General features: G+C 39.7%; 14 protein-coding genes. 5 read left to right on the top strand and 9 right to left on the bottom strand.

Going from position 1 to position 13059, the window contains the following annotated elements:
- Window positions 1-138: 138 nt before the first annotated feature.
- A complete protein-coding gene (locus RCG19_RS16650; protein ID WP_308108042.1) occupies window positions 139-489 on the bottom strand; it encodes a DUF1360 domain-containing protein in 351 nt (116 codons plus the stop codon).
- 140 nt (window positions 490-629) lie between these two features.
- Between RCG19_RS16650 and RCG19_RS16645 the strand changes: the two genes are divergently transcribed.
- The gene (locus RCG19_RS16645; protein WP_166237621.1) at window positions 630-1142 is read left to right on the top strand and encodes a CotY/CotZ family spore coat protein; all 513 of its coding nucleotides are present in this window, start codon (window positions 630-632) and stop codon (window positions 1140-1142) included.
- Window positions 1143-1201: 59 nt separating this feature from the next.
- Here RCG19_RS16645 and RCG19_RS16640 read toward each other — a convergent pair whose 3' ends face one another.
- The 3 genes from RCG19_RS16640 to RCG19_RS16630 all read right to left on the bottom strand — a co-directional run bounded on the left by RCG19_RS16640 (window position 1202) and on the right by RCG19_RS16630 (window position 4581).
- On the bottom strand, window positions 1202-1705 hold the full coding sequence (locus tag RCG19_RS16640) for a CotO family spore coat protein (protein ID WP_308108041.1): 504 nt from the start codon (window positions 1703-1705) through the stop codon (window positions 1202-1204).
- A gap of 140 nt (window positions 1706-1845) precedes the next feature.
- Window positions 1846-2616 carry an enoyl-ACP reductase FabI gene (gene fabI / locus RCG19_RS16635; RefSeq protein ID WP_308108040.1) on the bottom strand — a complete coding sequence of 257 codons (771 nt, stop codon included), beginning with the start codon at window positions 2614-2616 and terminating at the stop codon, window positions 1846-1848.
- Window positions 2617-2721: 105 nt separating this feature from the next.
- The gene (locus RCG19_RS16630; protein WP_308108039.1) at window positions 2722-4581 is read right to left on the bottom strand and encodes a cation:proton antiporter domain-containing protein; all 1860 of its coding nucleotides are present in this window, start codon (window positions 4579-4581) and stop codon (window positions 2722-2724) included.
- A gap of 82 nt (window positions 4582-4663) precedes the next feature.
- On the opposite strand from RCG19_RS16630, the gene prpE reads away from it, so the two are divergent.
- Window positions 4664-5407 carry a bis(5'-nucleosyl)-tetraphosphatase PrpE gene (gene prpE / locus RCG19_RS16625; protein WP_308108038.1) on the top strand — a complete coding sequence of 248 codons (744 nt, stop codon included), beginning with the start codon at window positions 4664-4666 and terminating at the stop codon, window positions 5405-5407.
- A gap of 96 nt (window positions 5408-5503) precedes the next feature.
- Here prpE and RCG19_RS16620 read toward each other — a convergent pair whose 3' ends face one another.
- The 4 genes from RCG19_RS16620 to RCG19_RS16605 are packed head-to-tail and all read right to left on the bottom strand — an operon-like array spanning window position 5504 to window position 8289.
- Window positions 5504-6409: an RluA family pseudouridine synthase gene (locus tag RCG19_RS16620; protein ID WP_308108037.1), complete on the bottom strand. Its 906-nt coding sequence runs from the start codon at window positions 6407-6409 to the stop codon at window positions 5504-5506.
- A gap of 17 nt (window positions 6410-6426) precedes the next feature.
- The gene (locus RCG19_RS16615; RefSeq protein WP_166237615.1) at window positions 6427-7221 is read right to left on the bottom strand and encodes an NAD kinase; all 795 of its coding nucleotides are present in this window, start codon (window positions 7219-7221) and stop codon (window positions 6427-6429) included.
- Window positions 7222-7269: 48 nt separating this feature from the next.
- Entirely contained in the window at window positions 7270-7908 is a 639-nt protein-coding gene (locus tag RCG19_RS16610) for a GTP diphosphokinase (RefSeq protein WP_166237614.1), read from the bottom strand.
- Between the two features lie 21 nt (window positions 7909-7929).
- Window positions 7930-8289 carry a UPF0738 family protein gene (locus RCG19_RS16605; protein ID WP_166237613.1) on the bottom strand — a complete coding sequence of 120 codons (360 nt, stop codon included), beginning with the start codon at window positions 8287-8289 and terminating at the stop codon, window positions 7930-7932.
- Window positions 8290-8434: 145 nt separating this feature from the next.
- Between RCG19_RS16605 and RCG19_RS16600 the strand changes: the two genes are divergently transcribed.
- From RCG19_RS16600 to RCG19_RS16590, 3 genes are all read left to right on the top strand, one after another.
- Window positions 8435-9031: a CYTH domain-containing protein gene (locus RCG19_RS16600; RefSeq protein WP_308108035.1), complete on the top strand. Its 597-nt coding sequence runs from the start codon at window positions 8435-8437 to the stop codon at window positions 9029-9031.
- 174 nt (window positions 9032-9205) lie between these two features.
- Window positions 9206-9613 carry a globin domain-containing protein gene (locus RCG19_RS16595; protein ID WP_166237611.1) on the top strand — a complete coding sequence of 136 codons (408 nt, stop codon included), beginning with the start codon at window positions 9206-9208 and terminating at the stop codon, window positions 9611-9613.
- Window positions 9610-10473 carry a ClpXP adapter SpxH family protein gene (locus RCG19_RS16590; RefSeq protein ID WP_308108034.1) on the top strand — a complete coding sequence of 288 codons (864 nt, stop codon included), beginning with the start codon at window positions 9610-9612 and terminating at the stop codon, window positions 10471-10473. The genes RCG19_RS16595 and RCG19_RS16590 overlap by 4 nt, the downstream gene beginning before the upstream one ends.
- Window positions 10474-11136: 663 nt before the next feature.
- On the opposite strand, the gene pepF is transcribed toward RCG19_RS16590, so the two are convergent.
- On the bottom strand, window positions 11137-12957 hold the full coding sequence (gene pepF / locus RCG19_RS16585) for an oligoendopeptidase F (RefSeq protein WP_308108033.1): 1821 nt from the start codon (window positions 12955-12957) through the stop codon (window positions 11137-11139).
- Window positions 12958-13059 lie beyond the last annotated feature (102 nt).

Genomic DNA, 13059 nt, shown 5'->3' with positions numbered 1-13059 from the left:
TGTGTTTGAGGATTGGATGGTTTTTGTTCCCTTGCTTTGCTTTTTGTTGTTCATGTTTCCACTCTCCCCTGAAATTCTTTTTCTACTAGTTAGAATATGAAACGGATAAAAGTCTTGTCTCAGCGAAAGAATTAATTTTTAAATAAAATATTGTACGAATACCTCTACGATTGCAGCCAAGCCGGCAACCGCTAATATAAGGATGATTGGCGTTGAAACTACTGGGAATATATAATAAAACACGACAATGAGGGCTGCCGCCCAAATTCCTGTACACCAGTAACAGCTGAGCAGTTCACCCATAAATTTCTTAAATCCTGTTTTTTTAGGAAGGTAATAAACATCTTTTTCTCCCTCTTCATTCTCTTCCACTACTTCATCGAAAAATGGCTCGCGAATAAACTCGGTGATTTTATCGAAAACAAGTAATCTTGTTAGCCGAAAGCTCGAAAGTGATAATATAACAAAGCTTAAAAAGGTTATTTTCATCCCAAATTGATCCTTTCTATGTGAAATTAACCAAACATCCGCCTAATTTTGCCAAACAAGGCAATTGTCCGTAACCCAAAAGCGGTCTGTGAAATATGTTAGTAATGTAAGATATATCACGGAATAAGGAGGAAAAATAAATGGGTTGTGGAAATAATAATAACGATTTTCGCACTGGTAACTGTGTGTGTGAAGTAGTTCGTGCCATTAAAGATATCCAAGATAATGCCGTAGAAGAAGAATGTGCAGAGTGTTCCAGTTGTTTTACGGAGCCTTTAGGATCAATGGTGTCTCCTGCTAGGAGAGAGCCTGTTGATACACGGGTGTTTGTATTAAGTACAGCAGACGGGTCACCGTTTCATGCATTTTTAACACATGAGGGCAATGCTTGTGTATCCATCTACTTCCGCGTAGAAGAGGTATTCGATAATTGCTGTGCCACACTTCGCGTGTTAGTACCTGGACACCGCGATAGCAGCGGACACTTTGCTCCAGTGAACCTTGTTTCAAGCAGCGATAAATGCTGTGTTGACCTTACAAAGGTTTGCCAGGTTGAAAGATTCCGCGCAAGCAGAGATTGCATCACAGTTGACTTAAGCTGCTTCTGTGCAGTCCAATGCATTGCCGACGTTAACCTAGGTTTATGTGATTAAGGAAGATATCCAATGAAATGAGCCAGTCGGTAAATCGGCTGGCTTCTTTGTTTCCTTGTTTACACTTTTTTTATCCCAATCATCATGACATCCTTTAATTCTTCTATAGGTAAGGTTTTTGATGTTTGATCATGAAATGTTATGGTTACCTGGTGCTGATTGTATTCGGCTAGGTATCCTTGATAGTTTCCTTCAACTGTATAAAAGTTGCACGGGACTGGAGGCAGTACTTTTGGAAAATTGATTAGATAGTCTAAACGCTCGGTTAATTCCATTTCCTTAAAGGGTTTTACTCTTTTTAATGAAGGCCGTGATGTTTGCTGTTGCTGTACCGCATGCGGAGTTTCTGCTTTCACTATTTCAATCGGAATTTGCTCTTGGAAAAGCTCCTTTTTTGCAAGTGAAATTTTCTTTAGGGTTTCTTTTCCCTGCGGTGCTACTTCCTCTGGTGTTTCCTGCTCTTTCCTGTTTGTATAAACTTCCTGCATGTTATTGTTTGTTGGAGTCCTTGAAAATGACTGATGGACATATAAAAGCGGACCCCTGCTCTTCATTTTCGACATGCATGGCACCTCCTATCGACGTAATTCCTACACTTTATATGTATGCGAAATGCCTATACCGGTTCATATGGTTTTTTCACTTAGTAAAAGAATACATAATAAAAGCCCGCTTATTTTAAGCGGGCTTGGTTAAAATCGTATTAAAGAATATGGAATCCGGAATCAACGTGAATGTTTTCACCGGTAATTCCACGAGAAAGGTCACTGAAAAGGAATACAGCCGTGTCGCCAACTTCTTCTGGTGAAGTGGTTCTCCGTAATGGTGACTTCTCTTCAATTTCATTTAAGATAGTGTTAAATTCCCCGATAGCTTTAGCTGATAAGGTGCGAATCGGTCCTGCAGAGATAGAATTTACTCGAATTCCATATTGCCCAAGGTTTGCGGCTAAATAGCGGACGCTGGCATCTAAAGATGCTTTCGCGACACCCATTACATTATAATTCGGAATGGCACGTTCCCCGCCTAAATAGGTTAAGGTCACAATACTGCCGCCTTCCGTCATCAGGCCTTGTGCTTCTTTTGCAACAGCTGTTAAGGAAAATGCACTGATATTTTGCGCAAGCAGGAATCCATCCCTTGATGTGTTAACAAATTCACCTTTCAGCTCCTCTGTTTTAGCAAAGGCAATACAGTGTGCCAGCCCGTGAATCGTTCCCACCGCCTCTTTTATTTGGGCAAAACAAGTGGCAATCGCTTCATCACTAGTCACATCACAAGGTAAAACAAGTGTCCCTTCGGCTTCCAAAGAATTGGCTAATTCGCGAACACTACTCTCAATTCTTTCACCTGCATACGTAAAAATCAATCTTGCTCCTGCATTATGCAGTGAACGGGCAATTCCCCATGCAATACTTCGTTTATTTGCCACACCCATTACAACATATGTTTTTCCGGTTAAAGAAAGATTCATATTTAAAAGTCCTCCTAGGATAATTACAAGATATTAGCACTTGGTACTAATTTTACACTAATTTCCCACAAATGAAAAGCATGTGATTTTTTAAAACGGTTTCTGCTAGCAGATTTCACAAAACTCCAATTCTCTTTTCAACTCATCTACATATTCCTTCGAGCCCGTTACAATCAAGCGGTCATGCATCTGTAATTCTGTATCACCATGGGGTACGATTGAATCCTTGCCTCTAAAAATCCGAACAATAATGATATCACCCGTAAAGGGGAATTTTCGTAATGACATTTCTTCAAAATATGGATTCTTCATCACTATTTCAAAAAGTCCTTCTTCCTCGTTCGTAAGAATATTCATGAGGGTTGGTGACTCAATTAATGCCCTAAGCAGCGTTTGCGATGATTTAAATGCAGAATACATTTCGATCCCATGCTCACGCAGACTTTGCTCCAAATCAGGGCTTTCAATTCGGGCAATAACCCTTGGAACGTGATTTTCTTTGGCAGCGATAGAAAGGGTCGCATTTCGGTTCTCATCACCGGTTGAAATGACCACAATTTCTGATTGAAAAACTTTTGTTTGGGAAATGGTATCGAGTGAATAATCCGGGATTTCCACGATATCAAATAGTGAATTTGCAATCTGTTTTTCCGACTTTTCCATTTTTGGATGATAAAGGATCGGATCATATAGACCCGATTTTAAATCCCGCGATACTGGCAATGTAACTTGATTGGCCCCCAAGAAAGCGACACTGACCTTTTTTCCTGCTACCGTCTCTTTAGGGAACAGCTTCTTAAACACAATCGGGGTAAAAATGGATGTGATGACTGCAACCAAAATTAATGTTCCCTTCATATGTTCTGTAATAACCCCTATTCTCTCCCCAATCGTTGCCGCCGCAATGACGAGTGACAGGGTTGAGGTGAGTAAAAAACCTGAAGAAATAACTGTTTTCATATCATACCAAATTTTCAAGAGATATACTGGTACTAGCTTTGATAATAACAGTCCGATCAGTAAAAGCGGGATTAACAACAAGAGCTTCTTCTCACTAAATAAGGACCACACATCAAGATTCACACCAACCATCACGAAAAATATCGGAATTAAAAACCCGTAGCCAAAGGAATCAAGCTTATGTACAAGGTCTTGGTTGGGTGATAATAAGGAGACGAGCACGCCCGCTAGAAAGGCTCCAAGAATATTTTCAGCACCGACTGATTCAGATAAACCTACTAAGACGATAATCAGTGTGAACACCGCTCTTGTTCCAATCTGGACAGTCCCAGTCGACAATGTCTCAATAAAGGTGCGATTCTTAAATCTTTTGCCTACAAAATAAAGGACGATCCCGGCAGCGAATAAAATTAACAGTAACCATGTATTTCCGTGCCCTGCTTCATACAGCGAGACAAAAACGGCGAGCAAAATCATCGTGGCCAAATCTGCAATAACTGCAATTAGTAAAATGATTTGCCCGATAACAGTCTTCATTAGGTGCGCCTCCTTTAAGGTGGGCACAACCACTCCTAATGAAATCGTGGAAATGATCAATGTCATTAAAAAGGCATTATCGATAAAGCCTGCGATAACAAACAAATAGGATAGTCCTAGAGAAAAAATAAAGACCCCAGTAAAGATGATGCTCGCTACAACAAAGGTATTAGGTTCCTTTTTTCCATTCGGGAGAATTTCCCGCTTTTTACTCCCCGTGAAGGCCGTAAAATCAATTTCAAGTCCACTTAAGAACATAAGAAAGATAAAGCCAAGCGATGAAAGTGTTGAAAGCCAGACATCCTGATGAACGATATTGAAGCCTGTTTTTCCAATAATTAGGCCCATTATGATTTCGGCAACAACCACCGGGATAAAATTTAATTTAAACCGATGAAGGATAATAGGAGTTAAAAAGGCCATTGTGACAACAACAAGTAAGGAAATGACGGATACGTGTTGTTCCATCTTTGTTTCACCTCTCTCAAATAAGGATTCTGATTAAAAACTAACATTAAAACAAAAAATAATGAATAGGAGGATGCAGCATATGAAAATAGATATAATTGGTGATATCCATGGTTGTTTTAGTGAATTAAAAGAACTGATCTCAAAACTTGGCTACAAATGGGACACTGGAGGGATTCCTAGCCATCCAGAAAATAGAGCTCTTGGTTTTGTTGGCGACTTAACTGACAGAGGTCCCGAATCATTGAGAGTGATTGAGCTGGTTTGGGAGCTCGTCACCCAGCGGAACCAGGCATACTACGCGCCCGGAAACCATTGTAATAAGCTATACCGCTTTTTTCTTGGGAACAAAGTCCAAATTGCTCACGGTCTCGAAACAACTGTTGCAGAATATGAATCATTATATAAAAAAGAGCGGCAATCCATTCGTAAAAAGTTTATCGAGCTTTATGAAAAGGCACCATTGTATGTAGTATTAGACAATCATAAGCTCATTATTGCGCATGCGGGAATTAAAGAAGAATTGATCGGGCAAAAGCATGCAAAGGTCAAAGAATTTGTCCTATATGGGGATATCACAGGTGAAAAACACCCTGACGGTTCACCCGTCAGACGAGATTGGGCGAAATCCTATCACGGAGAAGCCTGTATTGTTTATGGGCATACGCCAGTAAAAGCTCCCCGAATCCTCAACCATACATATAACATTGATACCGGAGCCGTGTTCGGCGGGCAGCTTACTGCATTAAGGTATCCTGAAATGGAACTCATTTCGGTCCCTTCTACAATGCCATATGCCGAGGGAAAGTTTAAAAACTTTGATTGAATAGCTTTCTTTTCTACAAATGTTATAGGTTATTCTAACAATTAATCGAAGGATTCTACAAATAATAAGCCTAATTCAACAAAATAGAGGCGATCCCTATAAAAGCGGATCAGCCTCTAAAATATCCCACATATCCTTAGGCAACGGTGCTTCAAATGTCATTTCCTTACCAAGGAATGGGTGTGTAAATATAATTTTTCGGCAATGAAGAGCCTGGCGATTCATCATCGTTGTATCCCCACCGTATAAATCATCCCCAAGCAACGGATGACCAAGGTAGGACATATGTACCCTTATTTGATGGGTTCTCCCCGTTTCAAGCTGTAGCTCTATATGTGTATAGGTACGATATCTTTTAAGCACACGATAATGTGTACAGGCGTATTGACCGTCATCCCGGACTTCTCTTTCAATGATACTGTCCTCTTTACGGCCAATCGGTTCCACAATTGTCCCATTTTCTCCAGCAAAGAGACCAGCTGCAAAAGCCTCATATGTTCTTTTTACCAGCCCGCTCTGCTGCATTTTACTAAACAAATGATGCACGTGCCGATGCTTAGCAATTAATACAATCCCAGAAGTATCACGATCAAGCCGAGTGACGATGTGAGACGTTGCCTCAAGCCCAATTCGCTGATAATAGCCGACAAGTGCATGGGCAAGACTGCCCGAAGGGTGTTCCCTTGAGGGAATCGTATTCATGCCAGGGGGTTTGCAAACTACAAGTAGATACTCGTCCTCAAACAGAATGGTTAACGGAATATCCTCGCCAAGAACTCCAACGCTGGGATGCTCAGCAGGAAACATTACTGTTAGTACATCGCCCTCCCTTAGCTTGTAGCGGACATTTACCTCTTCTTTATTTACCTGGATACTTCCGCCCTTAAACTTGATATCCGTTAAAGCTGTACGTGAGATCTCCTCATTTTTCAAAAAATCCTTTATTAACAATCCAGCTTGTTCGTTTTCTATAACCCATTTCAACGTAAATCGAGAAGTCATTATAAAGGTACCTCTGCTTAATCAGAAATAAACGAATCATGAACTCTTTTCCAAAATGGAAACGGACGGAAGCGGGCAAAGCGGATTTTTTCCTCCGGCACTCTAAATTGAATCGATTTAACGTCTTTATGGAGCAGGGTCAAATGATCAACTGTCACCTGGAAATCAGAGCGGTTAACAGGTTTCAGCATACAGTTATGATGTGCCGGTAGAATTAAGGGTGAACCAACCGTTCTAAATACCTTATTATTAATCGATGCCATTTCTGCAACCTGTATGGCCGAAATCGAAGGATGGATAATTGCGCCGCCGAGGGCCTTATTATATGCCGTACTTCCAGATGGGGTTGAAACACAGAGGCCATCTCCACGGAAGCGCTCAAAATGCTCGCCGCGAATTTCCACATCCATGACAAGTGTCCCCTCCACACTTTTCACAGTCGATTCGTTAAGTGCCAAATATCTTGATTCCTTTCCACCATGCGAGTAACGAATGATCACTTCAAGCAAAGGATATTCAACAACTTGGTAAGGAGTTTTCGCTATCGCGATCACAAGCTTTTCAATTTCATCCGGAATCCAGTCAGCATAAAAACCTAGGTGTCCCGTATGGATTCCGACAAATGCCGTTTTACTCAAACGGCTGCTATAGCGGTGAAAAGCGTAAAGTAATGTCCCATCACCGCCAATAGAAACAACTATATCGGGCTGATCCTCATCGTAAATAAGATCAAAATCAAGTAAATATGTCCGCATTTTATGCATCAATATGTTTGATTTTTGATCTCCTTTTGACGTAATCGCAAATTTCATATTGTTATGCTCCTTATGCAGAATGGCCTTTAAACCAAGGACCTGCCACTAATGTTTTTCCTCTTGCTTCAATTCTTTCTTTCGTGTAAAAAAGGCTTGAGCTTCTTGGATTTCTCCGCGAATTAATGACATTTCCTCATCTAACCGAAAGGCTGCTTCCGAGGCTCGTTGCAGTCTCATCCGGATATCTGATGGAAATGCCCCTTTATACTTATAGTTTAGTGAATGTTCAATGGTCGCCCAAAAATTCATGGCAAGCGTCCTAATTTGAATTTCAGCAAGAATTTTCTTTTCTCCATGGATGGTTTGAACAGGGTATTGAATCACCACATGGTATGAGCGGTACCCGCTGGTCTTTTTATGGGAAATATAATCTCGTTCTTCCACGATTTCAAAATCATTGCGGTTCCTTAATAAATTGACAACCGTATGTATATCATCGACGAACTGGCACATAATGCGCATCCCGGCAATATCTTGCATTTCCTCTTCCAATCTCTCAAGCGGAATCCCCTTTTGATTCGCTTTATCGAGAATACTGGCGATTGGTTTTACACGGCCTGTCACAAATTCGATTGGAGAATGTGAGGAGTCAAGTTCAAATTGCCCCCTCGTCCCCTTTAATTTTATTTTTAGTTCTGAAACAGCTTGTTTATATGGGGCTAAAAATTGATCCCAATGCTTCATGATTCCACCTCAAAAAACAGTTTAGAAAATCCGATCTACCCTTGTAACCATTTCATTCCCATAGTTACTATTACCTTTAATATTACTTATTACATATTCTAATTCATCATGAAAATTGAGTAGTTCTATCTGTTCACCCTCAAATAAAAGGCATACAGGAATCCCCTGTTCGTTTGCAGCCTTTAAGCTGGACCATAATTCTTCAGGTAGAACGATATATGTATAATCTTCTTGGTTCTCCATTAAGTATATGAAGGAATAATGGTCAGAATCCACGAGAATCTGTTCCCCCGGAACTAATCCATTTATCGGTTCATTACTTTCTAATAAAAGTTTGCTTTCTTGCATGTTTGCTTTTAAGATTGTTATTCTTTTCTGCATCCTTCTTCCCTCCATCTTTCACCTTCTCATTTTAGCATAATTCATCCATTTCTCCCAAGGATTGCAGTTGGAATCCTCCAAGTAGACAGGTAACCACATTCATAGGTATGATTAACTAACACCGCCTGCGAAAGGAAGACAACGGATGTCACAAAATATTGAAATTGAATTTAAAAATATGCTTACACACATGGAATATGAGAAATTACTAAAGGCATTCCACATTGAAAAGAGCGATATTTTTTCACAAGAAAACCACTACTTTGATACAGTGAATTTTTCCTTAAAAGGAATTGGTGCTGCATTAAGAATCCGAAAAAAAGGCGATGCCTTCGAAATGACTTTAAAGCAGCCTGCTTCAGTGGGACTTCTTGAAACCAATCAAATCATTAGTGAAGATGAAGCGGTGAACTCCATCAAATTTGGAAAGCTGCCGGGGGGAGAAATTCAATGTTTAATCGAAGCTCAGAAAATCCCTTTTTCGGAAATCCAGTATTTTGGGTCGCTGACTACAAATAGAGTAGAAGTTAACTACAAGAATGGATTACTGGTTCTTGATCATAGTTGCTATCTAACTAAAGAAGATTATGAACTAGAATACGAAGTTGAAAACTATTCAGAAGGGCTGAAGGTATTCAAAGAGCTGCTGGCACAATTTACGATTCCCGAACGGCAAACGGATAATAAAATCCGCCGCTTTTATCAGCAAAAATATACGGAGTCAGACTCTAGCCAATGGTAAGCACAGTATTTTTTACCATTTGATAAATTTCTCCCGTACAACTAAGAAAACAACTCAATGTAAACATTAATAACATATTTGGGTTGAAAATTACCTTTTTCAAGGCAATTCATTTGAGATATGAAATAGGCATTGATAAAATATGAATACAAAAGACTTAAAGGAGTTGTCAACATGATTGAAAAAAAGCCTTCACCTTTTGAGGCCATTGGTGAAGAAACATTAAACACACTTGTCGACACATTTTATGGCCTTGTTGCACAACATCCTGATTTAGCTCCAATATTCCCAAATCAATTTACAGAAATTGCGCGAAAGCAAAAGCAATTCTTGACACAATATTTAGGCGGTCCTCAAGCCTACACAGAGGAACATGGACATCCAATGATGCGTGCACGCCATTTGCCATTTCCGGTTACGCCCCGCCGTGCCGCGGCCTGGTTAGCCTGCATGAAACAGGCAATGGATCAGATTGACTTACAAGGCCCCATTAGGGATGAATTTTACTACCGACTTACACTTACAGCACAGCATATGATTAACACGCCTGATGAAGGCGAGATACTAGGTGAAGAATCGTGAGTAATGCTAAATTGCCGGGCCCCGGGAACCGTTGCAGCGGCAGTGATAAAAAACCGATTGAAATTTATATGTTTATTGATCCATTGTGTCCCGAATGCTGGGCACTTGAACCAATCTTAAAGAAGCTGCAAATTGAATATGGAAGATATTTTTCACTTAAGCATGTATTAAGCGGGCGATTGGCCGATTTAAACAAAAAAAGGAACTATGAAAATATCGCTCAATTATGGGAAAAAACAGCGAGCAGAACGGGTATGTCATGTGATGGCAGCTTGTGGTTAGAAAATCCGGTGGACAATCCCTATACGGTCTCCATTGCCTTAAAAGCAGCCGAATTACAAGGCAGAAGAGCAGGTCTACGTTTTCTTCGGAGAATTCAAGAAATGTTATTTCTAGAAAAACAGAATACTTCTAATCTTGAGGTGTTAAAGGGCTGTGCAGGTAGTTCAGGTTTAGATGTAGAAGAATTTATGGCAGATATTCATTCTGACAGCGCAGCCAAGGCCTTCCAATGTGATTTGAAAATCACTTCCGAAATGGCTGTTAATGAAATTCCTACCTTAGTCTTTTTTAATGAAAATATTGAGGATGAAGGTATCAAAATTACCGGTTCTTATCCATATGAGGTATATGTCCAAATATTAGAGGAAATGCTATCGGAAAAACCGATCATATCCCCTCCACCATCATTAGAGTCGTTTATGAAGATTTTTAAATTTGTTGCTTCAAAGGAAATTGCTGTGGTTTACAATATGTCAGTTTCACAAATTGAAAGGGAAATGAAAAAGCTGCTTTTAAAACAAGTTGTGGAACAAATTCCCGCAAAGTACGGAACATTTTGGAGATATATTGAAGAATAAGATAAGAAAAGCGTAAGCGCCCTGTTCAGCGGCGTATGGCCTGGAGCGCTCCAACTGAGATAAAGGAAACACGAAGAGCCGGAGGCGCATTCGTGCTTGACTTATCGTAGGGCGGAGAGCGAAGGACACTAGCCGCTAGGGCGCTGGAGCTGGACAATTCTTAAAGTCGAAGACTAAACTCTTTATCATTAAATAAAAATGCCTTGCAGTTTTTCCGAACTGCAAGGCATTTTCTATAAATACGAACAAAGGGGATGGGAGAAATTTTTCACGGTCAAACAAAGGGGTATATGTTTGTAGTGATTAACTTCACGCATTAAATATACCATGCAATTTATATGGATGACAATAAGTATGTGCTTTATTTCACATAATTGTCAAAAAGTCATATAAACATAAAATGGACAATAGACTAATAATGAATATCCTTGTAAAGGTGGAATTCAATATGCGCAAGATTCCTTTCTTGATTATCATTCTTTTTATATTGTTGGCTTTTTTTCTCCATATACTAGCTTTACTAAAGATTTTTCCGCTATTACTCAGTACACCCATTTTGTTTTTTTCCATTCTGATTTTTCTATTATATCTTAATGATCGAAAACGCTTTAGAGGCTTTTAAAGGGATGGCTGCCGAGTCGGCGCCATCCCTTTTAACATTATTTATGACAGCAACTGCTCTAATTCACTCAATTTCTCTTCGAATACCTTACATGCATTCTTAATTGGATCAGCGCTCGTCATGTCCACTCCAGCCTTTTTAAGTACTTCTATCGGGTAATCAGAGCTTCCAGCACTTAGGAATTGTTCAATATAGCGTTTAACTGCCGGTTCGCCTTCTTCCAAGATCTGCTTGCTTAAGGCTGTCGCTGCACTAAAGCCGGTTGCGTACTGGTACACATAATAATTGTAATAGAAATGCGGAATTCTAGCCCATTCTAAACCGATTTCCTCATCAATAATAATATCCTCTTCACCAAAATATTTCTTGTTCAACGCATAATAAGCTTCAGTTAAAGCATCAGCTGTTAGCGCCTCATTATTTTGTGCTTTTTGATGAATCAAATGTTCAAATTCTGCAAACATCGTCTGACGGAAGACGGTGCCCCTAAAACCCTCTAAATAATGATTAAGCAGGTAAATTCGTTTTTGCTCATCATCAATCGTTTTTAACAAATAATCATTTAACAGTGCTTCATTACAAGTAGAAGCTACCTCAGCAACGAAGATAGAGTAGTTTCCGTATGGATACGGCTGTGATTTCCTTGTGTAGTAATTATGGACGGAATGGCCAAATTCATGTGCTAAGGTGAATAGATTGTTTACGTTATCCTGCCAGTTCATCAGAATATATGGATGTGTACCATAGGCTCCGGAGGAGTAAGCACCACTGCGCTTGCCTTTATTCTCATGGACATCCACCCAGCGGTTCTCAAAACCTTCTTTTAGAATCTTCGAATATTCCTCACCTAACGGGGCTAATCCCTTTATCACTAAATCCTTTGCCTCATCATACTTTATTTCCATTTTCACATCTTTTACTAACGGTGTATACAGGTCATACATGTGAAGTTCTTCTAAGCCCAAGACTTTTTTGCGTAGCTTCACATAGCGATGCAATAAATGAAGATTATCAGTAACAGTATTCACAAGGTTATCATAGACACTTTCAGGAATATTGTTGGCTGAGAGTGCTGCATGTCTTGCCGAATCATATTTTCTTACTCTTGCATTGAAGTTGTCCTTTTTAACATTACCGCTTAACGTACTTGAAAAGGTATTTTTAAAATCACCATATGTTTTATAAACAGCCTTAAACGCATCATGACGAACGCGCTGGTCACTGCTTTCTAAGAACCTACTGTACCGTCCATGGGTAACTTCAACCTCTTCCCCGTTCGTATCTTTAATTGTTGGAAACTTAATATCCGCATTGTTCAACATACCGAAAGTGTTGCTTGAAGCATCCATCACTTCTCCTGCCTCAGCCAACAAGGCTTCCTGCTCAGCACTTAGTACATGCGGTCGTTGTTGATTAATTTCTTCAATCGCATGTTCATAAAGCTTAAGCTCTTGTTTCTCTTTCAAAAAGCTCAAAACTTTACTTTCATCAATCGAAAGTATTTCTGGAACAATAAATGCCAGCTGGCTCGCTGCTTGTGAGTATAGATTTTTCATTCTATCATCCAACCCCTGGTAAAAGGAGTTTGTCGTGTCCTGGTCATAACGCATATGTGAGTATGTATAAAGTTTGCCAATCCGCTCTAACAATTGATCTTGAAATTGAAGGGCCTTATAAAGCGTTTCTGCATTTTCGTCTAATTTACCTTCATATTCTTTTATCCCGGAAATTTGACTCTTTACCTCTTGAAACTCTTTTTCCCATTCCTGATCACTTGCAAAAATATCTTCTAATTTCCACGTGTCTTCCACAGCGATGTCACTTCTTGAGGGGAGCGATTTTATAGCCGTTTCGTTTGCCATGTTCTAACCTCCATACAGTTTTTCGAAAAGTGAAAAGAATTCACTCCATAAAATATATATTCTCCTTTTACCTGCTATTTCCTCTTAAAACATAAGAAATAC

This window comes from Neobacillus sp. OS1-2 (assembly GCF_030915505.1).
Classification (GTDB): Bacteria; Bacillota; Bacilli; order Bacillales; family Cytobacillaceae; genus Neobacillus.
This window is presented reverse-complemented; position numbering and strand designations above follow the sequence as displayed.

Coding starts and splice junctions, on each gene's coding strand:
- fabI (WP_308108040.1), bottom strand. CDS start 2,616: ATGAATCTTTCTTTAACCGGAAAAACATATGTTGTAATGGGTGTGGCA.
- RCG19_RS16615 (WP_166237615.1), bottom strand. CDS start 7,221: ATGAAATTTGCGATTACGTCAAAAGGAGATCAAAAATCAAACATATTG.
- RCG19_RS16610 (WP_166237614.1), bottom strand. CDS start 7,908: ATGAAGCATTGGGATCAATTTTTAGCCCCATATAAACAAGCTGTTTCA.
- RCG19_RS16630 (WP_308108039.1), bottom strand. CDS start 4,581: ATGGAACAACACGTATCCGTCATTTCCTTACTTGTTGTTGTCACAATG.
- pepF (WP_308108033.1), bottom strand. CDS start 12,957: ATGGCAAACGAAACGGCTATAAAATCGCTCCCCTCAAGAAGTGACATC.
- RCG19_RS16595 (WP_166237611.1), top strand. CDS start 9,206: ATGATTGAAAAAAAGCCTTCACCTTTTGAGGCCATTGGTGAAGAAACA.
- RCG19_RS16650 (WP_308108042.1), bottom strand. CDS start 489: ATGAAAATAACCTTTTTAAGCTTTGTTATATTATCACTTTCGAGCTTT.
- RCG19_RS16620 (WP_308108037.1), bottom strand. CDS start 6,409: ATGACTTCTCGATTTACGTTGAAATGGGTTATAGAAAACGAACAAGCT.
- RCG19_RS16600 (WP_308108035.1), top strand. CDS start 8,435: ATGTCACAAAATATTGAAATTGAATTTAAAAATATGCTTACACACATG.
- RCG19_RS16645 (WP_166237621.1), top strand. CDS start 630: ATGGGTTGTGGAAATAATAATAACGATTTTCGCACTGGTAACTGTGTG.
- RCG19_RS16605 (WP_166237613.1), bottom strand. CDS start 8,289: ATGCAGAAAAGAATAACAATCTTAAAAGCAAACATGCAAGAAAGCAAA.
- prpE (WP_308108038.1), top strand. CDS start 4,664: ATGAAAATAGATATAATTGGTGATATCCATGGTTGTTTTAGTGAATTA.
- RCG19_RS16640 (WP_308108041.1), bottom strand. CDS start 1,705: ATGTCGAAAATGAAGAGCAGGGGTCCGCTTTTATATGTCCATCAGTCA.